The organism is Streptomyces sp. NPDC031554, from assembly GCF_055580685.1.
In genome coordinates this window covers 165,098-190,750 of record NZ_JBVIKX010000013.1, presented here as the reverse complement: position 1 = coordinate 190,750, position 25,653 = coordinate 165,098, and the positions used below count along the sequence as shown (strand labels likewise).

Here is a 25,653-nt window from a genome sequence, read left to right as displayed (position 1 = left end):
CGTGCTGCCGATCGACGCGGCGGCGCACAGCAGCCGCTGGCGCCACCGCCATCCCGTGGACAAGGCCGTGCTGGGGCTCGGCCTCACCCTGCTCGCGGTCTCCCTGCCGCCCTGGCCCGGCGCGGCCCTGGTCCTGCTGACGGCGCTCGCCCTGCTGCTGGGGCCGGCGGGGGTGCCGCCCCGCCGGCTGTGGCGCGCCTACCGGGTCCCGCTGGGCTTCTGCGCGTCGGGCGCGCTCACCCTGCTCGTGCAGGTGGGCGGGCCCGACGGGTTCGTGACGCCGGCCGACGGCGGCCCGGTGCGGGCCGGGGAGCTGATGCTGCGCACCTCGGCCGCCTCGCTCGGCGTGCTGCTGTTCGCGTTCACCACGCCCATGTCGGACCTGCTGCCCCGCCTGGTGAGGGCCGGCGTGCCCGCGCCGGTCGTCGACGTCGCCCTGGTGACGTACCGCATGAGTTTCCTGCTGCTGGACTCGATGCGCCGGATCCGGGAGGCGCAGGCGGCCCGGCTCGGGCACACCGGCCGGGCCGCCGAGTGGCGTTCGCTCGCCGGGCTCGGCGCCACCGCCTTCGTGCGGGCCTTCGACCGGGCGGCGCGGCTACAGGCCGGGCTCGCCGGACGCGGTTACGACGGCACCCTGCGGGTCCTGGTGCCCGAGGCCCGCGTCTCGGCGCGCTTCACGGCGGCCGCGGCCGCCCTCCTGGTGGCTCTGGCCGTCATCGCCCTCGTCCTGGAAAGGCCCCTGTCATGAGCGAGCTGGTCGCCCTGCGGGGTGTCTCCTTCGGGTACGAGGACGGCCCGGCCGTGCTCGAGGACCTCGACTTCACGGTGCGCGAGGGGCGCGCCCTCGCCCTGCTCGGCCGCAACGGCAGCGGGAAGACGACCCTGATGCGGCTGCTCAGCGGCGGACTGCGCCCGCGGACCGGCACGCTGACGGTCGAGGGACGGCCGGTCGGGTACGACCGCAAGGGGCTGACCCGGCTGCGGACGACCGTGCAGCTGGTGGTGCAGGACCCCGACGACCAGCTGTTCGCCGCGTCCGTCGCCCAGGACGTGTCGTTCGGGCCGCTGAACCTGGGGCTGCCCGACGCCGAGGCGCGGGCCCGGGTGGACGAGGCGCTCGCCGCGCTGGACATCACCGCCCTGGCCGACCGCCCCACCCACCTGCTGTCCTACGGGCAGCGCAAGCGGACCGCGATCGCGGGCGCCGTCGCGATGCGGCCGCGCGTGCTGATCCTCGACGAGCCGACCGCCGGGCTCGACCCGGACGGCCAGGAACGGCTGCTCGCCACCCTGGACGGGCTGCGCGCGTCCGGTACGACGGTGGTGATGGCCACCCACGACGTCGATCTCGCCCTGCGCTGGGCCGACGACGCGGCCCTGCTCACCCCGTCCGGCGCGCACACCGGTCCGGCGGCCACCGCGCTGGCCCGCACGGACCTGCTCCGTGCGGCGGGGCTGCGCCTGCCCTGGGGCGTCGCGGTCGCCCCGCTGCTCGCCGGACAGGGCCTGTTGTCCGACGGGGGGACCGGACCGCGCAGCCCGGAGGAACTGGCGGCGCTGCTGGCCGGGGGCTGAGCCCGCGCCGGTCCCGGCGCCCGGCCCGGCGGTGCCGGGCGCCGGGACCGGCGCGGGGCGCGGGCGGCGCGGGGCGCGGGCGGCGCGGGGCGCGGGCGGCGCGGGTGCGGGAAGCTGCACCGGCCGGCGCGCGAGGTGTCTCAGCCCTCGATGCCGGTGGCGCCGTGCGCCGCGCCGACCGGCTTGGACTCCGGCCCGGCGAGCGGTGCGCGGCCGCCCCGCCCCGGCGGCCGGTCCGCGGGGAGGGCCCGGCGGTGCGGCCCCGTCACGGACGTGTTCCCTCCCCCGGACGGGCCGCGGCCCGCGTCGGCGAGGCGGTGGGCGGATGCCGGGGAGCCGCCGGCACCCGCTGCGCCGGGCCCTGTTCGACCAGTTCACCGGCCTCCAGCACGGCGACGCGGTGGGCGAGGCGCGCGGTGTGCGGGTCGTGCGTGATGAGGACCAGGGCGAGGCCGTCGCCGTCGCGCACGAGGCCGTCCAGGAGGTCGAGGATGCCGCGCCGGGTCACCGGGTCGAGGCCGGAGGTGACCTCGTCGCAGACGAGGACCCGGGGCCGGGCGAGCAGGGCGCGGGCGAGGGCGGCCCGCTGGAGTTCGCCGCCGGAGAGGGCGCCGGGCGGGCGGTGGACGAGGTCCTCCGGCAGGCCCAGGCGGGCCAGCGTCGCCGTCGCCTCGCCGACGGCGGTGCGTTCGTCGGTGCCGCGCAGCCGGACCGCCGTGCGGGCGACCTGCGCGAGGACGGGCCGGAACTCGTCGAACGCGGCGCGGGCGTCCTGGAACACGTACTGCACGGCGGCGAGCTGGTCCCGGTCGCGGCGTCGCAGGCTGTGCGCGAGCCGCGTCCCGTCGAGCAGGATCTCTCCGGTGTGGTCGCGGTGCAGCCCGGCCAGGCAGCGGGCGAGCGTGGTCTTGCCGCTGCCCGACCGGCCGACGACGGCCAGGCACTCACCGGCGCCCAGCGCGAGCCGTGGGACGCGCAGCACCGTGGCGGTGCCGTGGACGGCGGTCAGGCCGCGGACCGTCAGGACGGGCCGGGCGGCCTCGACGGGGGTGTCCCGCGGCGGCCGCGCCCGGTTCCCGTCGAGGAGGCGGCGGGTCCACTCGTGCCGGGGCGCGCGCCACAGCCGTTCGGCCGGGCCGGACTCGACGACCCGGCCCGCCCGCATCACCAGGACCTCGCCGGCGAGGGCGCGCACCACGTCCAGGTCGTGACTGAGCAGCACCACCGCGATGCCCCGGGCCGTGACCGACGCCAACTGCGCGACGATCCGTTCCTTGGTCGACGCGTCCTGGCCGGTGGTGGGTTCGTCGGCGACGACGACGCGGGCGCCGAGCAGGAGGGCCTGGGCGAGCACGACCCGTTGCTGCTGGCCGCCGGAGAGCTGGTGCGGGTGACGCCGCACCAGCGTCCCGCCGTCCGGGAGCTGGGCGTCCTCCAGAGCGCCCAGCACCAGCTCGTGCGCTGCCGCGCGGCGTTCGGCGCGCGGCAGGTGGCGGACCCGGGAGCGGGCGATGTCGTGCAGGAGGGCGCCGACGCGACGGGCCGGGTTGAGGACGGCCGCGGGGTGCTGGGGGACGTACCCGACGGGTCCGTCGGTGGGGCGGAGCACCTCGCCGGTGACGCGGGCGCCGGGCGGGTACTCCCCCAGCAGCGCGAGGCCGGTCGTGGTCTTGCCGCTGCCGGAGGCGCCGACCAGCGCGGTCACCCGGCCGGGCGGCACCCGCAGGTTCACGCCGTCGACGAGGGTCCGTCCGTCGATCTCGACGCGCAGACCGCGGATCTCCGCCGCGGCGGGGGTGTCGTGGCTCACGGGCGTCGTCCCTTTCGTCGCGGGGTCTTCTCCAGGGCGGCGTCGAAGAGCAGGTTGGTGCCCGTCGTCAGCGCCACGATCAGCAGGGCGGGCACCACGACCGCCCAGGGCTGCACGAACAGCCCGGTGCGGTTGCGGTCGACCATCACCGCCCAGTCGGCGGCGTCCGGGGCGACGCCCACACCGAGGAAGGCGGCCGTGGACACCAGGTACAGCACACCGGTCAGCCGGATCCCGGCGTCGGCGACGAGGGTGCGCAGGGTGGCCCGGCCGACGTAGCCGACGGCGACGCGCCACCGGGTCTCGCCCTGCATGCGCAGCGCCTCGACCGCCGGCCGGGCGGCGGCCCCGGCCGCCGCCGCCCGCACGATCCGGGCGGCGTCGGGCACGTTCACCAGCGCGACGAGCAGCGCGAGCCCGGCCGCGCCCGGCGGGAACACGGACGCCACGAGCAGGATCAGCAGCAGGGACGGCACGGCGAGCAGCACGTCCAGCGGCCGCATCAGCAGTTCCTCCAGGCGCCGCGCGTGGGTGAGCGCGGCGGTCAGGCCGACGGGCAGGGCGACCAGGTAGGCCAGGACGGTCGCGGCGAGCGCGCTGAGGACGACCGTACGGCCGCCGTGCAGGACCTGCCGCCACACGTCGCGGCCGACGAAGTCGGTGCCGAGCGGGTGGCCGTCGCCCAGGGCGAAGGACACGGAGCGGGGGCCCGGTTCGCCGGCGAGGGCGGGGCCCAGGAGGGCGAGGCCGAGCGGGACGGCGACGACGGCGCCCCCCACGATGAAGCGGGTGAAGCGGGCGAAGCGGGTGCGGGTCACGCCGCCGCCTCCCCGCGGGGCGTCAGCAGGTGGGCCACCAGGTCCGCGCCCAGGTTGATCAGGACGGTCAGCACGCCGAAGACCACGGCCAGGCCCTGGACCACCGGTACGTCCCGTTCGGCGACGGCGTCGAGCAGGACCGTGCCGAGGCCGGGGACGACGAACAGCGCCTCGACGACGACGACCCCGCACAGCAGCCAGTCGGCGGTACGGGCCAGTTGCTGCACGGCCGGGGCGAGGGCGTTGGGCAGCGCGTGGCCGTAGCGGACCCGGACGCCGGGGACGCCGCAGCGGCGGGCGTGGGCGGCGTAGGGCGAGGCGAGGGCGTCGACCATGCCGGCGCGGACCAGGCGGGACAGGGAGCAGACCGGCCGGGCGAGCAGGACGAGCACCGGCAGGACCAGGGCGGCCGGGTGGGCGAGCAGGTCGGTGCCGTAGCCGACGGCGGTCGGCGGCAGCCAGGCCAGTTTCAGCGCGACGACCGTCACCAGCAGGATCCCGAGGGCGAACTCGGGGACCGCGTAGACGGCGAGCGTGACGGAGCTGACCAGGCGGTCCGCGAACCGGCCCTCGTACCGGGCCGCGAGCACGCCCAGGCCGAGGCCGAGCGGGACGAGCAGGGCCAGGGTGAGGCCGGCCAGCAGCAGGGTCGGACCGAAGCCGTCGGCGAGGTAGCCGGACACCGGGCGGCCGGAGGTCAGGGAGGTGCCGAGGTCGCCGTGCGGCAGGCCGGCCGCCCAGTCCGCGAGACGCGCGTACGCCGGCCGGTCGAGGTCCATGGCCTCGCGGATCACGGCGACGCGCGCGGGGTCGGGCTGGTCTCCGGCCAGGGCCACGGCCGCGTCGCCCGGCAGTGCCTCGGTGAGCGCGAAGACCAGCAGCACGACGGCCGCCGTCTGCGCGACGCCGAGGAGCAGCCGCCGGGCGACGAACGCGCGCGGGCCGCTCGCCCTCGGGTGCCCCGTCACGTCAGCCAGACCTTGTCGAAGCGTGCCCAGTCGAGCGTGTTGGCGGGTGCCGCGGTCTCGACGCCCCGCACCTTGCGGGCGGTCGCGATGATCCAGTCGGCGAACCCCCAGACGAGGAAGCCGCCCTCGGCGTACAGGCGGCGCTGCATGCGCTCGTAGACGGCGGCCCGTTCGTTCTTGTCGCGAGTGGACTGCGCCTGCTGGTACAGGGCGTCGAAGTCCTGGTGCCGCCACTTGGTGGCATTGGTGGTGGAGCCGGTGAGCAGGCGCTGCGAGATGTGGGTCTCGATGGGCATGGCGCCGGAGCGGTAGCAGCACAGGGTGCCCTTGTCGAGGATGTCGCTCCAGTAGGAGTCCTTGCTGCCCGTCCGTACGTCGACGGTGACTCCGGCCCGGGCCGCCTGGTCGCGGAAGATGCCGGCGGCCTCGGTGAATCCGGCGGCCACGGCCGAGGTGTCCAGGGTGACCCTCAGTCCGTCGGCGCCCGCCCGCTTCAGCAGGGCGCGGGCCCGGTCGAGGTCCTGGGTGCGCTGCGGGAGGCCGTCGGCGTAGTACTCGTAGCCCTTGCCGAACAGGTCGTTGCCGACGACGCCCGCGCCGGACAGGGCGCCGTCGACGAGTTCCTGGCGGTCGGCGATGAGGAAGAACGCCTCGCGCACCCGCTTGTCGTCGAAGGGGGCGCGGTCGGTCTTCATGCAGAAGGCCTGCATCGCGCTGCCCCGCAGCCGCACGATGTCGATCCGTCCCCCGCCCTCGTGGGCGCGGGCGGTGGTGGGGCTGAGTTCGTGGGCGTACTCGACCTGGCCGCCGAGCAGGGCGTTGACGCGGGCCGACTCCTCGTTGGCGACGAGGATCTCCAGCTCGTCGAGGTGCGGGGCACCGTCCCAGTAGGCGTCGTTGCGGCGGAAGACGGCCGAGCGGCCCGGTGTGAAGGAGACGAACCGGAAGGGCCCGGAGCCGACCGGTTCCGTGTCGAAGCCGGTGGCGTCCGCGGGGACGACGTAGGCGCCGAACGCGGCGAGCACGTTGGGGAATTCGGCCGTCGGCCGCTTGAGGACGAACTCGATGCCGCGGGCGCCGGTGGCACGGCTCGCGTCGAGGTCGACGGGTTCCAGGGACGCCTTCGCCCGGTACGCCCGCTTGGGGTCGGCGATACGGCGGTAGCTGTACAGGACGTCCTCGGCGGTGACCGGTCTGCCGTCGTGGAAGGTGGCCTCGCGCAGGGTGACCCGCCAGCGGGCGAGTGTCCTGTCGGGTTCCCAGGACGCGGCGAGGCGGGGCCGCGCGGAGAGGTCGGGGCCGTGGTCGGCGAGCTTGTCGTAGAGGGCCTTGGCACGGGCGACGTCGGCGAAGAGGTTGGCCAGGTGCGGGTCGAGGGTCTCGCTCGCGCCGCCGCCGGCGAACGCGGCGCGCAACCGGCCGCCCTTGCGGGGCTTGCCGTCGCCGCTGTCGGTCCGGTCGTCGCCGGTGCCGCCGCAGCCGACGAGGGCGAGGGCGGCGGCCCCCGTGCCGGCGGCGAGGAAGCCGCGTCGGCGCAGGCCGGGGAGACGTTCGTCATGCATGGCTGTTCCTTGGGGTGAGGTGGTGGGGTGGGGTGAGGCCGGGGGGGATCGAGCGGGGTCGGGCGGGGTGAAGGGGCGTCGAGCGGGACGCGGGCGGCTCAGGGGGCGGTGTTCAGGCGGGCCACGAGGTGCAGGCGGTCCCCGTCGGCCGTGGTGCCGGGCGTCTCCCCCTCCCGCCACGGGGGTTCGGTGCGCGGCCCCGGCCCGTCGTGGAGTTCGAGGACCTCGAAGGCGTGCGCGGCGAGGAAGTGCCGCAGTTCCTGCGGGAACAGGAGCCGCCAGGCGGAGTGCTGTTCGACGGGCGGTGTGCCGTCGTCGGCGCTCCACACGCGTGTCCGGCGCAGGAGTTGGGCCCGGCGGTCGACCGACAGGGTGGTGAGGGAGCGGTGGGTGACGCCTCGCCAGGTGAAGGCGTCGGCCCGGGGGGTGTCGAGGAGGTCCGTACGGCCCAGGAGGTGCGCGCCGTTGCGCATCTCCGCGACCAGCAGCCCACCGGGCCCGAGGGCGTGGCGACAGGAGGCGAGGAACCCGTCGAGCTGGTCGTTGGTGTGGCAGTACAGCAGGGAGCTGTCCAGGCAGATCACCGCGTCGAAGGCGGCCCGGCCGAGGTCGAAGCCGTGCAGGTCGGCCCGGAGGTAGACCGGACCGGGGTGGTGGGCGCGGGCGTGGCCGAGCATCGCCTCCGAGAGGTCGGCACCGGTCACGGTGCGGCCGGCCCGGTGCAGGAGGGCGGCGTCGCGGCCGGTGCCGCAGCCGATGTCGAGGACCCGCGGACCGGCACGGTGGTGGCGCAGCCGGTCCTCCGCCCAGCGCCCGGCCAGCCGGTCGGGGTCGGGGAAACGGGCCTCGTAGAGCGCGGGGTGGTCGGTGAGGAGGTTCGTGCCCGTGGGGACCGTCACGCGCTGCTCCTCTCCTCGGCCGGGGCCGCGGGAACGGCCGCGGGAACGGCCGCGGTCACGGCCGCGGTCGCAGTCGTGGGAGCGGCCGGAGCGACCGGCGCCGCAGGGACCGCCGAAGCCACGGGAGCGACGGGCGCCGCGGGGGACTTCGGGGTCGCGGGAGCCGCCGGGGCCGTAGGAGCAGCCGGCGCCGCCGGGGCGACCGGTGCCGCGGGAATCGCGCCCCCGGCTCCAGGGCCCCCGGGCAGCGCGCCCCGCCGGTGCAGCCACGCCACCCCGGCCGCCGACGCCGGTCCGAGGAGGGCGCAGCACACCCACGGCAGCCACCCGGCGCCGGTCCGCTCGCCCGTGTCCATGGTCCAGCCGACGAGCGTGTTGCCGAGGGCGGCGGCGATCCCCGAGACGGCGTAGAAGATCCCGAAGCAGGTGCCGGTCAGCTCGGGGCGGCCGAAGGCGGGTATCAGCTCCATGACGAACGGTGAGGCGATCATGATGCCCAGATGGAGCAGGAGGGCGCCGAGCAGGACGGGCACGGCGGCGGGCCACCCGGGCGACGACGCGCCGGACACCGCCGCCGGGGGCAGGAACGCCAGACCCATCAGGGTCAGCCCGACGGCGATCCAGCGGCCGCCGTGGCCACGTGCCGCGAGCGCCCGGGTGACGCGCAGCTGGAGCGTCAGCGTGGTGAGCGTGCCGATGAGGAGGACGAGGCCCGCGGCACCGTCCCAGCCGGTGGCCCGCCGGGCGCCGTCGGGCAGCAGCAGGTAGAGCTGGTTCTCCAGGGTGAACATGCCGACCATGGCGAGGGCGAAGCCGAGGAAGGCGCGGTTGCCGGCCGCCTCCCGCCAGTCCGCGAGGACACCGCCCCGGGCGGCCGGCACCTCGCGCGCGGGCAGCGCGAGTGCCTGCGCCAGGGTGAGGACGGCGAAGACGGCGGCGGCGGTCAGCGCGCAGGTGCGGAAGTCGACGAGGAGCAGCGCGCCGCCCAGCAGCGGGCCGATCAGGGCGCCGGTGGTGGCGAACACGTTGAACAGGGCGAACGCCTCCGCCTTGCGTTCCCCCGCCTCCTGCGCGAGGTAGGTGCGCACGGCCGGGTTGAACAGGGCGCCGGCGAGTCCGCTGAGCACCGACGCGGCGAGCAGCACCGGCAGCCCGTCGCCCAGCGCGAACAGCGCGAACCCGACCGTGCGCAGGGCGCACCCGGCGATGATGACGCCCCGCGCGCCGAGCCGGTCGGCCGCGGAGCCGCCGATGAGGAACAGGCCCTGCTGGCTGAGGTTTCGCACGCCCAGGACGACGCCGACGACGGCCGCCGACAGGCCCAGGTCCTCGCCGAGGTGGACGGCGAGGTAGGGGACGAGGAGGTAGAAGCCGGTGTTCACGCCGAGCTGGTTGACCAGCAGGAGCCGGACGGCGAAGGGCAGGCGGCGTATCTCATGCCAGGTCCGCACGGGTCACCCCCAGTCCCGGCCGGTCGCTCGCGCGGACGACGCCGTCCGCGCCGCCGATGCCGCTCCACGGGTCGCGGGCGAGCAGCAGGTGTCCGTCGAGGTCGGCCCAGCGGGCCCGGTCGGCGAGGTGGACGGCGGGCGCGAGCCCGAGGCTGCTGGCGGTGAGGCAGCCCAGCATCAGCGCGGTGCCGCTGCCCTCGACGGCCTCGGCGACGCGCAGGGCCGCCCGGACGCCGCCGCACTTGGCGAGCTTGACGTTGACGCCGTGGACGCGCCCGGCGAGACGGCGGGCGTCCTCCAGGCCGACGGCGTCCTCGTCGGCGATGACGGGCAGGGGTGAGCGTTCGGCGAGGACGGCCAGCGTCTCGGGGTCGCCGGGGGCGAGCGGCTGTTCGACGGCCTCGACGCCGAGGTCGGCGAAGCGGGGCAGGAGCGCCCGCGCCCGGCGGAACGTCCAGGCGCCGTTGGCGTCGAGGAGCAGCCGCACGCCGGGCGCCGCGTCACGGACGACGCGGACGCGTTCGACGTCCTCCTCGGGGTCGGGGGCGCCGGCCTTGACCTTGATGATCCCGAAACCGCTCGCGGCGAGCCGCCGGGCCTCGGCCGCCGCGTGCGGGAGGGAGGTGATGCCGAGGGTGCGGGCGGTGGCGGCCACGGGTGGTGCGGACGCCCCCAGGAGCCGGTAGACGGGGGTGCCCGCGCGCTTGCCCACGAGGTCGAGGAGCGCGGCCTCGACGGCGGCGGTCACCGCCGGCGGCGCGGCGGGCACGGCGTCGGGCAGGGCTTCCAGGGCGCTCTCCGGGTCGGCGAAGCGGTCCAGACGGACGGCGGCCAGCAGGCGCAGCAGGGTGCCGGTGTCGAGGCCGTGGTAGACGCTGGTGACGGCCTCGCCGTGGCCGCGCAGTCCGTCGTGCTCCACGGTCAGCCACACGGCGTCGCGGGCGGCCATGGTGGAGCGGGAGATCCGCAGCGGCTCGGCGAGCACGAGGCGTGCGGTCCGCAGGTCGGTCCTCACCGGCTCCCCTCCCGGACGGGGAGGGCACCGGGGCCCGTCCGGCGGGACGGGTCGGAGGAGACCGGCGGCGCCGTGGAGCCCGGGTGGGCGGGGTCCGGTGCGTCCGGCCGCGGGGCGGAGGAGAGTGCCGACGCGAGGGTGCTCCCCCCGCGCGGGCGCGGCCGGACGTGCGGGAGCCGGCAACCGACGGCGCCGCCTTGGGGGGTGCCCCCTCCGAGGGAGGGCGGGCCGGCCCCCGCGTCCGCGGCGGAATCCGCCGAAGGGGCCCCGAGGGGGTCGGCGACCCGTGTGCAGCGCGCCCAGCCGGTGGCCTCGGCGGTGTGCGGATGCGGTATCTCCACGGGCCGGGTGGCGGCGGTGGCGGGGTCGAGGCCGTGCGCGGCGGTGAAGCCGTCGTCGTAGACGGTGTCGAGGTAGCGGTGCGGTCCGTCGGGGAAGACGGTCGCGACGACCGCGCCGGGGTGCACGCGGGCCGCCCAGGCGGCGACGCGGGCGACCGCGCCGGTGCTCCAGCCGCCGGTGACGAAGCTGCCGCGGGCGAGTCTGCGGCAGCTGTCGACGGCTTCGGCGGGGCCGATCCAGTGGACCTCGTCGAAGGCGTCGTAGGCGACGTTGCGCGGGTGGATGCTGCTGCCGAGGCCGCGCATCAGGCGAGGGCGGGCGGGCTGGCCGAAGATGGTGGAGCCGGTGGCGTCGACGCCGATCAGCCGCAGTGCGGGCCAGTGGCGGCGCAACGGCGCGACGACTCCCGCGCTGTGGCCGCCGGTGCCGACGCTGCACACCAGGATGTCCAGATGGTCGAGCTGGGTGGCGAGTTCGGCGGCGAGGGAGGCGTAACCGGCGGTGTTGTCGGGGTTGTTGTACTGGTCCGGCCAGTAGGCGCCGGGCAGTTCGGTGAGGATCTCGCGCAGCCGGGCCAGCCGGGCGGCCTGCCAGCCGCCCCGGGGTGCGGGCCGGTCGGCGATCTCCAGGCGGACCCCGTGAGCGCGCAGCAACTGCCTCATGGACGGTTCCAGTTCACGGTCGCCGACCAGGACGACGGGGTGGCCGAGGGCCTGTCCGGCGAAGGCGAGGCCGATGCCGAGCGTGCCGGAGGTGGACTCCACCACCGGGGCCCCGGGGCGCAGTTCGCCGCGTTCGCGGGCGCCCAGGAGCATGGACACCGCGGCGCGCGCCTTCATCCCGCCGGCCGAGAGCGCCTCCAGCTTGGCCCAGAAGCCGGGGTGGGCACCGGGCAGGTCGGCGGTGACGCGCACCACGGGCGTACGGCCGAGCAGCGCCAGGAGTTCCCGGCGCGCGTCGGGCAGGACGGCGGTCGTCGTCATCGCACGCCTTTCGGGCAGCTGTAGCGGTGGACGGTGCCCGGCCCGCCGTCGAGCCAGAAGAAGGGGTAGGGCTCGGCGCACACCGCGCTCACCCCGTGGCCGAGGAAGCGGGGCAGGACGGCGCTGCCGGTCTGGGCGAACGCCACCAGTTGCTTGCCGTGCGCCAGCGCGTGGCGGCGCAGGGGGTCGAGGGTGCCGTTGCCGAGGGTCATGCCGGAGACGAGCAGGGCGTCGCAGCGGCCGGCCGCGGCGAGCGCGTCGGCGAGGACCGGCTCGCCCCATTCGGTGGTGCCGCCCTTGAGGTCGCTCGGCAGGTACCTCAGCCCGCGGGAACGGAGCGCTTCGAGGAGGGAGTTGACGACGCCGACGACGAGGACCGTCGCCCCGGCGGGCAGGTCGAGCAGGTCGACGACGGCGCGGGCGCGGGCGCGGGACTTCTCCAGGGAGGATCCGGCGGGCAGCGCGACCGGCCGGGCGCCGTGCTCGGGGGTGTGCGGGGTGACCCGCATGAGGTAGGCGTCGAGGGCGGCGACCCGCACCGGCGGCAGGGGGTGCCGCAGGAGCCGGGCCACGTCGGCGCCGGCGCAGTCGTCGAGGACGCCGTCCGGCAGTTCTCCCGGTTCGACGGCGCAGGAGCCGACGGCCGCGCCGAGGCGGAGGCTGAGCACCTCGTTGCGGTAACCGGTGCCGCGCCCGTCGTGGCGCACCGCCTGCCGGGTGGTGAAGGCGACGGCGACCCGCAGGCCGGCCGGGTCGGGGCCGAGGGCGCCGTCGCGGGCGCGGTCGAGGAGGTCCTCGCAGGTGGGGAAGGCCGCGGTGGTCATCGGAGCACCAGTCCCGCGCGCAGCCCGGTCAGCAGGTCCTCGACGCGGGCGCGGGCGCCGGGGCCGCGGGTGTCGGCGGCCATGACGTGCCCCAGGTACTCGTTGTTGCTGCCCGCCGCCCGCACCGCCCTGCCGGGCGCGGCGAGTTCCACCTCGAGGACGCCGTCCGCGTCCCGGACGCCGGCCCCGTCGAGTGCCTCCAGCGTGCCGGCCCGGTCCGGCACCAGGAAGCCGACGGCGGCGCTGCGCACTCCGGTGTCGGCCGGCCGCAGGTCGGGGGCGCGGCCGAGGGCGACGTCCACGAAGGCGGCGGCGAGGTCGACGCCGGTGACGTGGCGGACGAGTTCGGTGATGCGGTTGCCGGCCGGGCGGGGGTTGACCTCGACGACGCGGGGTCCGCCGGAGGTCAGCTTGATCTCGGTGTGCGCCACGACCCCGTCGGTCAGGCCGAGGGCCTCGATCGCGCCCAGGGCGGTCCGTTCGGCGGCCTCGGTGTCGGCGGGCGTCAGGTCGGCGGGGAACATGTGGCCGGTCTCGATGAAGGCGGGAGCCCCGCCGACGCTCTTGTCGGTGACGCCGACCACGTGGACCGTGCCCGCGTGCGACACCGTCTCGACGCTCACCTCGGGTCCGTCCAGCAGTTCCTCCAGCAGGACGGCGGGCGACCGCCGCTGTCCGCGGGCGTTCACCGGGAATCCGGCCAGGGCCCTGACGGCGTCGGCCAGTTCGCGTTCGTCGTCCACCCGGCGCACGTACATGCCGGCGCACAGGTCGACCGGCTTGACGACCAACGGGTAACCGATCTCTTTTGCGGACCGGGCGAGTTCGTCCCACTCCTCGTGCAGGGCGAAGCGCGGGCCGGGCACCGCGGCCCCGGCGAGGACGCGGCGGGTGGCGTCCTTGCGGCAGGCGTTGCCGACCGCTTCGGCTCCGGGGCCCGGCAGGCCGAGGCGGTCGGCGATGCGGGCCGCGGCCGGCAGGTAGTAGTCGCAGGAGGTGAGGACACCGTCGAAGCGCAGGGCGGCGTGGAGCCGTTCGACCTCGGGGAGCAGGGCCTCGACGTCGTTGGTGTCCGCCGTGACGACGTCGCGGGCGCCGAGCAGCGGGTGCGCCGTGCCCTCGGGGGCCGCGCGCAGGTAGTGGTGCAGGTCGCGGGTGAGGAAGGTGAAGGTGTGTCCGCCCTCCCCGATCGCGCGGGGCAACAGCCTGCTCATCGATCCGACCCAGCTCTCGACCATCAGCAGATGAGCCACAATTCCCCTTTTCCAGCAGTGAGTTCGGGCATCGGGGCAGCCCGGAGAACCCTCACCGCAGGAGAGGGCACCGGGCCGCGCACCCCCACACGCTATCGATAATCATTTTCAGTTACCAGTCCCCCGGCACCCGGACCGTCCGCGCCGAGCCGGACGCCGCCCGAACCCCCTCCCCCTTCCACCGCATCGCCCTCTCCCCCGGAGAGGGCACCCGTCACCCCTGTCAGCGGTGCACCGGCACCCGTAGACTGACAACTCATAGAAGTTCGGGCGCTGTTGATGGGGGAGGACAGCCATGTCCGAAGATCGGTACGGCATGCACGACCACGGTTTCCACGTGCCGCCCATGCCGCCGGCGCCACCGCCGGCACCGCCCGCGCCGGCGGACGGTGTGCGGGCCGTCGCGGTCGCGGTGCTCAACCTCAGCGGCCTGGGGCTCGGGTACGCGCTGCTGCGCCGCTGGGTGCTGACCCTGCTGTGCTGGACCGCCACCGCCGTGCTGCTGCTGGTGGCCCTCCCGGCCGACCCGGACGGCGTCCCGGCGGCGGCCCTCCTGCTGTACGCCGTCTTCCTCGCCGGGGCCGCGGTGCACGGCGCGCTCACCGGCCTGCGCTCGCGCACGGCGATCGTGCGGCGGGCGCCGCTCGCCCTGCTGCTGGGCCTGGTCCTGCTCGCCGTACCGGCCGCGGGCACCGTGCTGTACGACGACGCGCGGGAGGAGGCGACGGAGCGGATGCTCCTCGACCGGCTCGACGAGGCCGACAGACTGGTCACGGCGTCCGGGAAGCAGGACTTCGGCAGTGGCCGGGCCGGCTACCAGAGGGCGCTGAAGGCCTACGAGGACCTCAGGTCCGACCATCCCGACTCGCGCGCCGCCCAGCGGGTGCCCACCCGGATGAAGACCTTCTACACCACGGTCGCCGCCCCGTACGAGGACGCCGACTACTGCGCCGCGGTAGCGCCGCTCACCTACCTGCGCACGGTTCCCGGGTCCCTGCCCTCCACCGACCTCGGCACCCTGGAGAAGTGGCCCGACGACCGGCTGGCCACCTCCCTGTACGAATGCGCCTCGCGGGGGCTGGCCTCCGACCAGTCCACCTGGACGTCCCAGTTCGACGAGCTGCTGACCACCTTCCCCGACTCCGAGCAGGCCGCCAAGGTCGGGCCGGCGGTGAGCGCCGCCGTCACCCGGGAGGTCAAGGGCCTCTCCGGGACCGAACCCTGCACGGCGGTCGAGCGGCTGCGCGACCTCGGCTCCGACATCGCGGACCTGAAGGGCGACGAGGCGGGCATCGGGGCCGCCCTCACCAAGGACGCCGGACGTGCCACGAGCAGCGCCGACTCGGGTACGTACACCTGCGGTGTGGACCAGTACCGGGACGGTGACTTCGAAGCCGCGCAGACGACGATGAACGAGTACGTCTCGGCTCACCGGAGCGCCAAGAACGCGGCCCGGGCGAAGAAGATAGCGATCGCCGCGGAGATCGCCCGGACCCTGCCGGCGGCGGGCAGGACGCTGCCCACGACACGGTCCGGCGGCAGCATCTCGGTCACGGTGAAGAACGACAGTCCCGACGAGGTCACCGTCCTCTACACCGGCCCGGTGACGGGCAGCCTCACGCTCAAGGCCTGCGGCGGCTGCAAGGCGTACTCCCTGGGCAGCACCCTCTCCCCCGGCTTCGAGCCGTGCAGCGGCGGCAAGAACTACCCGCAGCGCACGATCAGCCTGCCCCCCGGCACCACCTACTTCGTGCACAAGTCGTCGTCGAGCAGCTCGTCCACCTCCTCCACGCCCGCCACGGACACCGCGAAGCTGGAGTCCGGCTACATCTACACGGAGTGCGCCTACACGACGAACTCCCTCGGCTCGGGCATCTGAGCGACCCGGCGGTCTCCGCGGGCCGTCGCGAACGGCCCGCCCGGACCCGCGAGGGCCGTCGCCGCCGAACCGGTCCTTCCGGCGTGCGCGACGGCCCTCGCGCACGCCGGGGCTCCGGCCGCCGTGATCACGCGCCGTCAGGCGGGTGAAGCCTGAGCCGCGGTTCGCCGGGCGGGGCATGCATGAGAGTCCCGGCCGTCCGGCCGCAAACGGCCGTGTCGGCGGACACGACGTGCTGGAGACACATCATGAACCACAGAACCGACCAACCGGGCGGTCCGGTCCACCGGGTCCCCGTCCTGATCGTCGGCGGCTCTCTCGTGGGCCTGTCGACCTCACTCTTCCTGGGCCGGCTGGGGGTGCGCCACACCCTGGTGGAGCGCCATTCCGGCACCTCCCGCCACCCCCGCGGACGCGGCAACAACGTCCGCACGATGGAGCTGTTCCGGGTGGCCGGCGTCGAGCCGGCGATCCACCGGGCCGCCGCCACCCTGGCCGACAACCACGGCATCCTCCAGGCGCGCGACCTGGTCGACGACGCGGGCGAATGGCTGGTCAAGGACATCGACCCGGGCGGCGGTCTGGCCCGCTTCAGCCCGAGCTCCTGGTGCCTGTGCAGCCAGAACGACCTGGAACCGGTCCTGCTCGACCACGCCACGACGCTCGGCGGCGACCTGCGGTACTCCACCGAACTGCTGTCGTTCGACGCCGACTCCGACGGTGTCACCGCGCTGGTCAAGAGCCGGGAGACCGGTGAGCACACCAGGATCCGCGCCGACTACCTGGTCGCCGCCGACGGCCCCCGCAGCCCCGTCCGCGAGCAGCTCGGCATCGGCCAGAGCGGCCCCGGCGAGCTGTTCAGCAACGTCAGCGTCACCTTCCGGTCCCGCCTCCTGGCCGACGTGGTGGGCGAGCGCCGGTTCATCGTCTGCTACCTCACCAGCCCGGACGGCGACGGCGCGCTGCTGCCGGTGGACAACCGGGAGAACTGGGTCTTCCACGCCCCCTGGCACCCCGAACGCGGGGAAACGCTCGAGGACTTCACCGACGAGCGCTGCGCCGAGCACATCCGGCGCGCGGTCGGCCGGGCGGACCTGGACATCGAGGTCACCGGGCGGGCTCCCTGGCACGCCGCCCAGCGCGTGGCCCGCGGCTACCGCTCGGGCCGTGTCCTGCTGGCGGGCGACTCGGCCCACGAGATGTCCCCCACCGGGGCCTTCGGCTCCAACACCGGTATCCAGGACGCGCACAACCTGGCCTGGAAGCTGGCGGCGGTGCTCGGCGGCTGGGCGGGTCACCGCCTGCTGGACTCCTACGACCTGGAGCGCCGCCCGGTGGCGGAGGCGACCAGTGCCCGCGCCGCGGTCCGGTCGGCCGAACACAGCCACCCCGGTTTCGCCCCGCCGGCCGGCACGGGCGGGGGCGGGCCGCAGCGCGGCATCCTCAACGTGGCCCTCGGCTACCGCTACCCGCAGGGTGCGGTCGTGGGCACCGACCCCACCTCGCCGGTGGTCCCGGAGAAGCTCGCCCTCGACGGCGCCCCCGGCACCCGGGCCCCCCACCTGTGGGTCCGGCACGAGGGCGGGCGGGTGTCCACGCTGGACCTGTACGAACGCTCCCTGGTCCTGCTGAGCGACGGCGACGCGGGGGCCGACGGGTCGCGCGGCTGGCACGAGGCCGCCGTCCGGCTGGCCGCCGAACTGTCCGTCCCCCTCGTGTCGTACCGCGTGGGAGCGGGACCCGACGCCGCGCTGGTGCCCGAGGACGGCGCGGACTGGCGGGAGCGCCACGGCACGGCGGACGGAGGTGCCGTCCTGGTGCGGCCGGACGGGTTCGTCGCCTGGCGGTCGCCCGGCCCGGTGCCGGAGCCCGAAGCGGTACTGCGGCGCGTCCTGACCACGGTGCTCGCCCTTTCCTGACCGGTCGTCGGATGCCCTGACGGCGTCCGCGGGGCCTGTGCCGGCTCTCCCCCGGGAGACCGGCACAGGCCCTTCGCCGTTCCCCCGGGTGCCACCCGGCCTCACCCGGCTGAGCGTCCCGAGTGGTGGAAGCCGGCGCGGTGGCTGACGGTGGATCACGTCGGGGCCGGGTTGTCTCAGCTGACGAACCGCCAGCTGCCCGGCCGACGGAAGGACCCTCATATGCGCTCAGCACGCATGATCCTGGCCACCGCGGCGGCCTCGGCCGCCCTCGCCCTCACCGCGCCCGGCGCGTACGCGGCGGGTGGTGACTGGGAGCACGACGACTCCTCCTACAGCAAGGAGAAGGAGCAGGACCACGGCAGCAAGGACGACGGGCCGCGCGGCGGCGTGCACACGGGCGGCGGCGCGCTGACCGCGGTCGGGGCGGACGACTGGGGCACCGCACGCGACCCGAAGCAGGACTCCGAGACGTCCAAGAAGGACGACGAGCACGGCAAGGACTCCTCCTCGGCCAAGGACAGCGAGGAGAAGGACTCCTCCTGGAGCAAGGACGACGAGGAGAAGGACTCCTCCTGGTCCAAGGACGACGAGGAGAAGGGCTCCTCGTGGAGCAAGGGTGACGAGGAGAAGCCGCACGGCGGCGTGCACACCGGCGGCGGCGCGCTGAACACGGTCAAGGCCGACGACTGGGGCACCGCACGCGACCCGAAGAAGGACGACGAGCACGGCAAGGACTCCTCCTGGAGCAAGGACAGCGAGGAGAAGGACTCCTCCTGGAGCAAGGACGACGAGGAGAAGGGCTCCTCGTGGAGCAAGGGTGACGAGGAGAAGCCGCACGGCGGCGTGCACACCGGCGGCGGCGCGCTCGCCGCGCCCGCCACGACCGCGGGCGGCGTGGCCGCCCTGGCCGTCGCCGCGGCCGGTCTGTACGCCGCGCGCCGCAGGAAGTCGGCCCCCGGTCTGGTCTGACCCGTGCCGGGCGACATAGCAGCCGTGGCCGCCACCTGAGCTGGACGTGGCGGCCCGGCTCGTGTCCGCCCCCTGCTTCGTCCCACCGCCGTGAACCAGCTAGTGAGGTCAGCTCAGATGGCCGTCCACTCCTCCGCCTCCTCCTCCGACGGGTCGGCATCGGCCCGGCAGCCCCGCCGGGGCCTGACCCTGCTGTGCGCCGGGGGCCTGCTGCTGCTGGCGGTGCGCCTGCTCGGCGACGGCACCCCGCAGACGGACGCGCCCGGTCCGCCCTCCGACGCACGCTCCGCCCCACGGGCCGCCGCACCGGCCTCGCCCGGCACCCGGCCGGCGGAAGAGCACCTGCCGCGGTCCCGCCCGGTGCGGCTGCTCGTCCCGAAGATCTCCGTCGACGCCCCCTTCACCGGCCTCGACATCGGCTCCGACGGGAAGCTCCAGGCCCCGCCCCCGCACGACACCAACCTGGTCGGGTGGTACGTCAGGGGCGCCTCGCCCGGTGAGACGGGCACCGCGATCATCGCCGGGCACGTCGACACCGCCACCTCCGCCGCCGTCTTCGCCCGGCTGAACGAACTGCGCAAGGGCGACGTCTTCCGCGTGCGGCGGGCCGACGGGCGCGCGCCCGTCTTCGTGGTCGACAGCGTGGAGACGTTCGCCAAGGACCGCTTCCCCGACCGGCGGGTCTACGCGGACACCGCCGACGCCCAGGTACGGCTCATCACCTGTGCGGGCGACTACGACCGCACGGTCAAGGACTACACGGAGAACCTCGTCGTCTTCGCGCACCTCAGGTGACGGAACCTCACACGGACGAGCGGAGCCGGTCACCCGCGTAGTCCCTCCCGGTCGCGCACCGGTCCGGACCGCCACAGGATCAAGACACGCTCACGTCGCCCCACCGCGGCCGAGGTTCCGCCTCGCCCCCTGAAGGAGATCCCCACGATGACGACCACGTCCGCACCCGCTTCCGAACAGCTGACGCGCCAGGTGTCGCAGCGCGTCTCCCAGTCCGTCTTCGACGGCTCCCACCTCCGGGTCGTCCTGCTGGTGGACGTCTACGACGGGGCCCAGCAGCAGTTCCTGGAGGCGTACGAGCAGCTCTGCAACCAGATCGCGGCGGTCCCCGGCCACGTCAGCGACCAGTTGTGCCAGTCGATCGAGAACCCCTCCCAGTGGCTCATCACCAGTGAGTGGGAGAGCGCCCCGCCGTTCCTGACCTGGGTCAACAGCGAGGAGCACGTCCGGATGGTGGAGCCGCTGCACAGCTGCGTGCGGGACACCAGGTCGCTGCGGTTCCACGTCGTCCGCGAGACGGGCGGCCCGGCCGCGCTGGCCGGACCCGGCGAGCGCCGGCTCCAGACGTCGCCCCGGATCGGCGACGGCGTGATCCGTCACGCGCTCACCTTCACGGTGAGGCCGGGCAGCGAGGAGACCGTCGCGAAGATCCTCAGTGACTACGCCTCGCCGGAACCGCGGGTCGACGACACCACCCGCCTGATCCGCACCTCCCTCTTCATGCACGGCAACCGGGTGGTGCGGGCCATCGAGGTGCGGGGCGACCTGCTCGCCGCGCTGCGCCATGTCGCCCGCCAGCCCGAGGTGCGGGCCGTCGAGGAGGCCATCAACCCCTACCTGGAGCAGGACCGGGACCTCGACGACCCCGAGTCGGCCCGGGTCTTCTTCACCCGTGCGGCGCTGCCGGCCGTCCACCACGTGTCGGCGGGCGAGGAGGGACGGGACACCGTACGGCACGCGCTGTACTACCCGGCGCGGGAAGGCCGCGGTCTGCGGCTGGCCGAACTCCTCGCCCAGCAGGACGAGAAGGCGGCGGACGAGCCGGGCGGCCCGGTCCTGCGCAGCACCATCTTCCAGCGCGACGACGTCGTGGTGCGCCTGGTCGACGTACGCGGCAAGGACGCCGACGCCGGCCGGGTGCTCGGTTTGACGGACCGGGCCCGGACGGTGGAGCTGACGGCCCTGCTGGACGCCGACGCGCTCGGTGTGGACGCCTCCGCACTGCGGGACGGGGCCGCCGACCGTCTCCTCAGCCTCGCCCGCATGGAACTCGTCACCGACCGCCGCTCGCCGGACGCCTGAGCCGGCCGGCGGGGCGCCGGTCGCCCACGCCGACACAGCACACGAAACGGAGCCACGTAGTGATCACATCCCGTCCCAGAATCGTGGACCTCAGCGAGGTCGAGCCCAACACCCGGCGCGGCGGTGACCTGCGCGCCATGCTCACTCCCACCACCTCCGGCGCCACCAGCGGTTTCATGGGCGTGGCCATCGTCCAGCCGGGCGACCGCATCGGCGAGCACTACCACCCGTACTCCGAGGAGTTCGTGTACGTCGTGTGCGGGCAGCTGGAGGTCGACCTCGACGGCGAACCGCACCCGCTCCAGCCCGAGCAGGGGCTGATGATCCCGATGCACATGCGGCACCGCTTCCGCAACGTGGGCAAGGTCGAGGCGCGCCTGGTCTTCCACCTGGGACCGCTGGCGCCGAGTCCGCCGCTCGGTCACGTCGACACGGAGGAGACCGAGCCCGTCGCCGTGGCGGCGGAGGCCGTCCACGGCGGTGCGGTCCGCACGGCCGAGCGACGGCAGGTCGGTTCATGAACCGGCGGGTGGCGGTCACCGGCATAGGCGTCGTCGCCCCGGGCGGCACAGGGGTGCCGGCGTTCTGGGACCTGCTGTCCCACGGACGCACCGCGACGCGGGGCATCACCTTCTTCGACCCGACGGGCCTGCGGTCGCGCATCGCGGCCGAGTGCGACTTCGACCCCGCGGCACACGGGCTGGACGCGGAGCAGGTCGCCCGGTGCGACCGGTACATCCAGTTCGCCCTGGTCGCCGGGGAGGAGGCGGTACGGGACTCCGGTCTCGACCTGGGCCGGGAGAACCCCTGGCGGGTGGGTGTCTCGCTGGGCACCGCGGTCGGCGGCACCACCCGCCTGGAGAACGACTACGTGCTGGTCAGTCATGGCGGACAGCGCTGGGACGTGGACCACGGACGGGCCCGGCCGCACCTGCACCGCGCGTTCTCGCCCAGCACGCTGGCCTCCACGGTGGCGGAGCGGTTCGAGGCGCGCGGGCCGGTGCAGACGGTGTCGACGGGCTGCACCTCCGGGCTCGACGCGGTCGGTTACGCCTTCCACACGATCGAGGAGGGCCGGGCCGACATCTGCATCGCCGGGGCCTCGGACTCGCCGATCTCCCCGATCACCATGGCCTGCTTCGACGCCATCAAGGCCACGTCGTGCAACAACGACGACCCGGCGCACGCCTCGCGCCCCTTCGACGCCCACCGTGACGGCTTCGTCATGGGCGAGGGCGGCGCGGTGCTCGTCCTGGAGGAACTGGAGCACGCCAGGGCCCGCGGTGCGCGGGTCTACTGCGAGCTGGGCGGCTACGCGACCTTCGGCAACGCGTACCACATGACCGGTCTGACCAGCGAGGGCCTGGAGATGGCGCGGGCCATCGAGGACGCCCTCGACCACGCCCGGATCGACCCCACCGAGGTCGACTACGTCAACGCGCACGGCTCGGGGACCAAGCAGAACGACCGGCACGAGACCGCCGCCGTGAAGCGGACCCTGGGCGAGCACGCCTATGCCACGCCCATGAGTTCCATCAAGTCGATGGTGGGGCACTCCCTGGGCGCGATCGGCGCGATCGAGGTCGTCGCCTGTGTGCTGGCCCTGACCCACCAGGTGGTGCCGCCCACCGCGAACTACGAGACCCCGGACCCCGAGTGCGATCTGGACTACGTGCCGCGCGACGCGCGTGAGCGGAAGCTGAACAGCGTGCTCTCCGTGGGCAGCGGGTTCGGCGGTTTCCAGTCGGCGGTGGTCCTCAACCGGCCGAGGGAGAGGGAACGATGACCGAACCCCGTCCGCGGCGTGCCGCCGTCACCGGTATCGGTGTGGTCGCGCCCAACGGAGCCAGCACCGAGTCCTTCTGGAAATCCACCCAGGAGGGCATCAGCGCCCTCGGCCGGGTCACCCGCGAGGGCTGCGGGCACCTCCCGCTGCGGGTGGCGGGCGAGGTGCGGGAGTTCGAGCCGACGGCCGCGGTCGAGGAGCGCTACCTCGTCCAGACCGACCGGTTCACGCACTTCGCGCTGGCCGCGGCCGACCTCGCGCTGGAGGACGCCCGCCTCGGCCAGGCCGACACCGGTGACGCGCCGTACTCGGTGGGCGTGGTCACCGCGGCCGGTTCCGGCGGCGGTGAGTTCGGCCAGCGCGAGCTCCAGCAACTGTGGGGCAAGGGCAGCCGCTTCGTCGGGCCGTACCAGTCGATCGCCTGGTTCTACGCCGCCAGCACCGGTCAGGTCTCCATCCGGCGCGGTTTCAAGGGACCGTGCTCGGTCGTCGCCTCCGACGAGGCCGGCGGACTGGACGCCCTGGCGCACGCGGCACGGGCGGTGCGACGCGGCACCGGGGTGATCGTGGCCGGCGCCACCGAGGCGCCGCTCGCCCCGTACTCGGTGGTGTGCCAGCTCGGTTACGAGGAGCTGAGCACCGCCGACGACCCCGAGCGGGCCTACCGTCCGTTCACGGAGGGGGCCTGCGGGTTCGTGCCGGCCGAGGGCGGCGCCATGTTCGTCGTCGAGGAGGAGGCCGCGGCCCGGGAACGCGGGGCGCGGGTGCGGGCCACCCTCGCGGGGCACGCGGCGACGTTCACCGGTGCCTCCCGGTGGGCGCGGTCCCGGGAGGGACTCGCGGAAGCCGTCCGCGCGGCCCTGGCGGACGCGCGGTGCGCGCCGGAGGAGATCGACGTGGTCTTCGCCGACGCCCTCGGCGTGCCGGAGGCGGACCGTGCCGAGGCGCTGGCCATCGCCGACGTCCTCGGCGCGCACGGCAGACGGGTGCCGGTCACCGCGCCCAAGACCGGTACCGGCCGCGGCTACTGCGCGGCGCCGGTGCTGGACACCGCGGCGGCCGTGCTCGCCATGGAGCACGGCCTGATCCCGCCCACCCCGCACGTCTTCGACGTCTGCCACGACTTCGACCTGGTGACCGGCCGGGCGCGCCCCGCCGAACTCCGCACGGCGCTGGTCCTGAGCCGGGGCCTGATGGGGTCGAACTCGGCGCTGGTGCTGCGGCACGGCGCCACCGACGCCTCGTGACGAGACACGGAGCGGCAAGCACGGAGCAGCAAGTACAGAGCAGAAGGAGAGGAACCGCATGAGTGACCGCATCACCGTCGAGGAACTGGCCGAACTGATCAAGAAGTCCGCCGGCGTCACCGTCGCCCCGGACGACCTCCAGCGGCAGTACGACGTCGGCTTCGACGCCCTCGGCATCGACTCGCTCGGGCTGCTCGGCATCGTGGGCGAGCTGGAGAACCGCTACGGCACGCCGATGCCCCAGGACGCGGAGCGCAGCAAGACGCCCCGGCAGTTCCTCGACCAGGTCAACAGCGCTCTTCTGGCAGGGGCGTGAGATGGCCGGACACACCGAGAACGAGATCGTCATCGCCGCCCCCCTGGACCTGGTCTGGGACATGACCAACGACGTGGCGAACTGGCCGCAGCTGTTCAGCGAGTACGCCTCGGCCGAGATCCTGCGGCAGGAGGGCGAGAAGACCACCTTCCGGCTCACCATGCACCCCGACGAGAACGGCAAGGTGTGGAGCTGGGTCTCCGAGCGTGAGGCGGACCGCTCCACGCTCACCGTGCGGGCCCGCCGTGTCGAGACCGGACCGTTCGCCTACATGAACATCCGGTGGCGGTACGAGGAGGTGCCGCGGGGCACCCTGATGGTGTGGACCCAGGACTTCGAGATGAAGCCCGAGGCCCCCGTCGACGACGCCTGGATGACGGACAACATCAACCGGAACTCCAAGGTGCAGATGGCGCTGATCCGGGACCGCATCGAGCAGGCGGCCACGGAGCACCGGCCCGTGCCGAGCCTGGCCGACTGAGCCGGACGGAGGACAGGATGACGCACCAGGCCCTGATCGTCGCCCGGATGGCCCCGGGGTCCGCCCCGGACATCGCCAAGCTGTTCGCGGAGTCGGACCGCGGGGAGCTGCCGCACCTCGTGGGCGTCTCGCGGCGCAGCCTCTTCCAGTTCGACGACGTGTACCTGCACCTCATGGAGTCCGAACAGGATCCGGGACCCGCCATCGCCAAGGTGGCCGGTCACCCCGAGTTCCGGGGCATCAGCGAGCGGCTGAGCGCGTACGTCAGCGCCTACGACCCCGCGACCTGGCGCTCGCCGAAGGACGCGATGGCGCACTGCTTCTACCGCTGGGAGCGTGACGGAACGGCGTGAGACGCCGATGACCGACGGTGGCCGGCCCCGCGTGGTACGCGGGGCCGGCCACCGTCGGTCCGAAGGGGGTGTCACGCGGGCACGGTGCAGTCGAACGCGTGCAGGTAGGGGTTGACCGGCCGGATGCCGTCGATGACCAGGCCCGCTCCGGTCAGCCGGCTCACCATGCTCTCGGTGGTGTGCTTCGCGCCGCCCACGTTGAGGAGCAGCAGCAGGTCCATGGCGGTGCTGAAGCGCATCGAGGGCGAGTCGTCGACGAGGTTCTCGATGACGACGACCCGGGCGCCGGGCCCGCCCGCCGCCATGACGTTGCGCAGCGTCCTGGCGGTGCTGTCGTCGTCCCATTCCAGGATGTTCTTGATGATGTACACGTCGGCCTGGACGGGGACGGCCTCGCGGCAGTCGCCGGGCACGATGCGCATCCGGTCCGCGAGCGCGCCGCCGGGACGCAGCCGCGGGTCGGCGTTCTCCACCACGCGGGGCAGGTCCAGGAGCGTCCCGCGCAGTGCCGGGTACTTCTCCAGCAGGCTCGCCACCACGTGCCCCTGGCCGCCTCCGATGTCGGCGACCGAGGCGCTCCCCGACAGGTCGAGGAGGTGGGCGACGTCCTGGGCGGACTGCGCGCTGGAGGTCGTCATGGCCCGGTTGAAGACGAGGGCGGATTCGGGGGCGTCCTCGTTGAGGTAGGTGAAGAACTCCTTTCCGTACAGGTCCTCGACGACGTTGTGGCCGGTGCGCACGGCCTCGTCGAGCCGGGGCCAGCTGTCCCAGGTCCACGGCTCGGTGCACCACAGGGTGATGTAGCGCAGGCTGTGCGGGTCGTCCTCGCGCAGCAGCCGGGACATCTCGGTGTGCGCGAAGGTGCCGTCGCCCCGCTCGGCGAAGACGCCGTAGCAGGAGACGGCCCGCAACAGCCTTCGCAGGGGCTTGGGTTCGGCCTTCACCGCGGCCGCGAGGTCCTCCACGGCCATGGGGTCGTCGCCGAGGGCGTCGGCGACGCCCAGGCGGGCCGTCGCGCGCAGGGCGGCGGCACAGGCCGCCCCGAACACCAGCTCCCGCAGCCGCATGGACGGCGCGGGGGCAGTTTCTGCGGTCGTCAT

General features: G+C 74.6%; 24 protein-coding genes and 1 pseudogene. 13 read left to right on the top strand and 12 right to left on the bottom strand.

Annotation, left to right across the window (positions count from 1 at the left end):
- The first annotated feature begins 1 nt into the window (after position 1).
- Together cbiQ and ACZ5FU_RS29240 are read left to right on the top strand one after the other, a co-directional pair.
- Positions 2 to 751 (top strand): cobalt ECF transporter T component CbiQ, encoded by a 750-nt coding sequence (cbiQ, locus tag ACZ5FU_RS29245; protein WP_451528679.1) that lies wholly within the window; start codon positions 2 to 4, stop codon positions 749 to 751.
- Positions 748 to 1,578, top strand: coding sequence for an energy-coupling factor ABC transporter ATP-binding protein (locus tag ACZ5FU_RS29240; RefSeq protein WP_451528680.1), 831 nt, complete (start codon positions 748 to 750; stop codon positions 1,576 to 1,578). The genes cbiQ and ACZ5FU_RS29240 overlap by 4 nt, the downstream gene beginning before the upstream one ends.
- 140 nt (positions 1,579 to 1,718) lie before the next feature.
- Here the strand turns inward: ACZ5FU_RS29240 and ACZ5FU_RS29235 are convergent, their stop codons facing one another.
- The 11 genes and pseudogenes from ACZ5FU_RS29235 to ACZ5FU_RS29185 form a co-directional block, all read right to left on the bottom strand.
- Positions 1,719 to 1,847, bottom strand: coding sequence for a hypothetical protein (locus tag ACZ5FU_RS29235; RefSeq protein ID WP_468643450.1), 129 nt, complete (start codon positions 1,845 to 1,847; stop codon positions 1,719 to 1,721).
- On the bottom strand, positions 1,844 to 3,388 hold the full coding sequence (locus ACZ5FU_RS29230; protein ID WP_469047401.1) for an ABC transporter ATP-binding protein: 1,545 nt from the start codon (positions 3,386 to 3,388) through the stop codon (positions 1,844 to 1,846). The genes ACZ5FU_RS29235 and ACZ5FU_RS29230 overlap by 4 nt, the downstream gene beginning before the upstream one ends.
- Positions 3,385 to 4,206, bottom strand: coding sequence for an ABC transporter permease (locus ACZ5FU_RS29225; protein ID WP_468643446.1), 822 nt, complete (start codon positions 4,204 to 4,206; stop codon positions 3,385 to 3,387). Before ACZ5FU_RS29225 ends, ACZ5FU_RS29230 begins: the two co-directional genes overlap by 4 nt.
- Positions 4,203 to 5,174 (bottom strand): ABC transporter permease, encoded by a 972-nt coding sequence (locus tag ACZ5FU_RS29220; protein WP_469047399.1) that lies wholly within the window; start codon positions 5,172 to 5,174, stop codon positions 4,203 to 4,205. The genes ACZ5FU_RS29225 and ACZ5FU_RS29220 overlap by 4 nt, the downstream gene beginning before the upstream one ends.
- Positions 5,171 to 6,736 (bottom strand): ABC transporter substrate-binding protein, encoded by a 1,566-nt coding sequence (locus ACZ5FU_RS29215; RefSeq protein ID WP_451528685.1) that lies wholly within the window; start codon positions 6,734 to 6,736, stop codon positions 5,171 to 5,173. Before ACZ5FU_RS29215 ends, ACZ5FU_RS29220 begins: the two co-directional genes overlap by 4 nt.
- A gap of 98 nt (positions 6,737 to 6,834) precedes the next feature.
- The gene (locus tag ACZ5FU_RS29210; RefSeq protein ID WP_451528686.1) at positions 6,835 to 7,635 is read right to left on the bottom strand and encodes a class I SAM-dependent methyltransferase; all 801 of its coding nucleotides are present in this window, start codon (positions 7,633 to 7,635) and stop codon (positions 6,835 to 6,837) included.
- A complete protein-coding gene (locus ACZ5FU_RS29205; RefSeq protein WP_469047397.1) occupies positions 7,632 to 9,086 on the bottom strand; it encodes an MFS transporter in 1,455 nt (484 codons plus the stop codon). The genes ACZ5FU_RS29210 and ACZ5FU_RS29205 overlap by 4 nt, the downstream gene beginning before the upstream one ends.
- The gene (locus ACZ5FU_RS29200) at positions 9,070 to 10,101 is read right to left on the bottom strand and encodes an enolase C-terminal domain-like protein (RefSeq protein WP_469047396.1); all 1,032 of its coding nucleotides are present in this window, start codon (positions 10,099 to 10,101) and stop codon (positions 9,070 to 9,072) included. The genes ACZ5FU_RS29205 and ACZ5FU_RS29200 overlap by 17 nt, the downstream gene beginning before the upstream one ends.
- 260 nt (positions 10,102 to 10,361) lie before the next feature.
- Positions 10,362 to 11,426, bottom strand: a pseudogene (locus tag ACZ5FU_RS29195) (PLP-dependent cysteine synthase family protein); the annotation flags it as partial.
- On the bottom strand, positions 11,423 to 12,250 hold the full coding sequence (locus tag ACZ5FU_RS29190; protein WP_469047395.1) for a Rossmann-like domain-containing protein: 828 nt from the start codon (positions 12,248 to 12,250) through the stop codon (positions 11,423 to 11,425). The pseudogene ACZ5FU_RS29195 and the gene ACZ5FU_RS29190, both read right to left, overlap by 4 nt.
- Positions 12,247 to 13,503 (bottom strand): ATP-grasp domain-containing protein, encoded by a 1,257-nt coding sequence (locus ACZ5FU_RS29185; RefSeq protein WP_469047394.1) that lies wholly within the window; start codon positions 13,501 to 13,503, stop codon positions 12,247 to 12,249. Before ACZ5FU_RS29185 ends, ACZ5FU_RS29190 begins: the two co-directional genes overlap by 4 nt.
- A 295-nt stretch (positions 13,504 to 13,798) precedes the next feature.
- Between ACZ5FU_RS29185 and ACZ5FU_RS29180 the strand changes: the two genes are divergently transcribed.
- The 11 genes from ACZ5FU_RS29180 to ACZ5FU_RS29130 all read left to right on the top strand — a co-directional run bounded on the left by ACZ5FU_RS29180 (position 13,799) and on the right by ACZ5FU_RS29130 (position 24,553).
- Complete coding sequence (locus ACZ5FU_RS29180) at positions 13,799 to 15,382, top strand: outer membrane protein assembly factor BamD (protein WP_468837308.1); 1,584 nt, start codon at positions 13,799 to 13,801, stop codon at positions 15,380 to 15,382.
- Positions 15,383 to 15,630: 248 nt separating this feature from the next.
- Positions 15,631 to 17,301: an FAD-dependent oxidoreductase gene (locus ACZ5FU_RS29175; protein WP_451528691.1), complete on the top strand. Its 1,671-nt coding sequence runs from the start codon at positions 15,631 to 15,633 to the stop codon at positions 17,299 to 17,301.
- 222 nt (positions 17,302 to 17,523) lie between these two features.
- Positions 17,524 to 18,273: a hypothetical protein gene (locus tag ACZ5FU_RS29170; RefSeq protein ID WP_468837305.1), complete on the top strand. Its 750-nt coding sequence runs from the start codon at positions 17,524 to 17,526 to the stop codon at positions 18,271 to 18,273.
- Between the two features lie 117 nt (positions 18,274 to 18,390).
- Positions 18,391 to 19,068 (top strand): class F sortase, encoded by a 678-nt coding sequence (locus ACZ5FU_RS29165; RefSeq protein ID WP_451528693.1) that lies wholly within the window; start codon positions 18,391 to 18,393, stop codon positions 19,066 to 19,068.
- A gap of 147 nt (positions 19,069 to 19,215) precedes the next feature.
- A complete protein-coding gene (locus tag ACZ5FU_RS29160; protein ID WP_468837303.1) occupies positions 19,216 to 20,370 on the top strand; it encodes a SchA/CurD-like domain-containing protein in 1,155 nt (384 codons plus the stop codon).
- A 59-nt stretch (positions 20,371 to 20,429) separates the two neighbouring features.
- Positions 20,430 to 20,891, top strand: a complete 462-nt coding sequence (locus tag ACZ5FU_RS29155) for a cupin domain-containing protein (protein ID WP_451528695.1) — start codon at positions 20,430 to 20,432, stop codon at positions 20,889 to 20,891.
- Positions 20,888 to 22,156 (top strand): beta-ketoacyl-[acyl-carrier-protein] synthase family protein, encoded by a 1,269-nt coding sequence (locus ACZ5FU_RS29150; protein ID WP_451528696.1) that lies wholly within the window; start codon positions 20,888 to 20,890, stop codon positions 22,154 to 22,156. The genes ACZ5FU_RS29155 and ACZ5FU_RS29150 overlap by 4 nt, the downstream gene beginning before the upstream one ends.
- Positions 22,153 to 23,403, top strand: coding sequence for a ketosynthase chain-length factor (locus tag ACZ5FU_RS29145; protein ID WP_469047392.1), 1,251 nt, complete (start codon positions 22,153 to 22,155; stop codon positions 23,401 to 23,403). Before ACZ5FU_RS29150 ends, ACZ5FU_RS29145 begins: the two co-directional genes overlap by 4 nt.
- Positions 23,404 to 23,461: 58 nt before the next feature.
- Positions 23,462 to 23,719 (top strand): acyl carrier protein, encoded by a 258-nt coding sequence (locus ACZ5FU_RS29140; RefSeq protein WP_451528698.1) that lies wholly within the window; start codon positions 23,462 to 23,464, stop codon positions 23,717 to 23,719.
- 1 nt (position 23,720) lies between these two features.
- Positions 23,721 to 24,200: an SRPBCC family protein gene (locus ACZ5FU_RS29135; RefSeq protein WP_451528699.1), complete on the top strand. Its 480-nt coding sequence runs from the start codon at positions 23,721 to 23,723 to the stop codon at positions 24,198 to 24,200.
- A gap of 17 nt (positions 24,201 to 24,217) precedes the next feature.
- Positions 24,218 to 24,553: a TcmI family type II polyketide cyclase gene (locus tag ACZ5FU_RS29130; RefSeq protein ID WP_451528700.1), complete on the top strand. Its 336-nt coding sequence runs from the start codon at positions 24,218 to 24,220 to the stop codon at positions 24,551 to 24,553.
- Between the two features lie 71 nt (positions 24,554 to 24,624).
- Here ACZ5FU_RS29130 and ACZ5FU_RS29125 read toward each other — a convergent pair whose 3' ends face one another.
- Positions 24,625 to 25,653 (bottom strand): methyltransferase, encoded by a 1,029-nt coding sequence (locus tag ACZ5FU_RS29125; RefSeq protein WP_451528701.1) that lies wholly within the window; start codon positions 25,651 to 25,653, stop codon positions 24,625 to 24,627.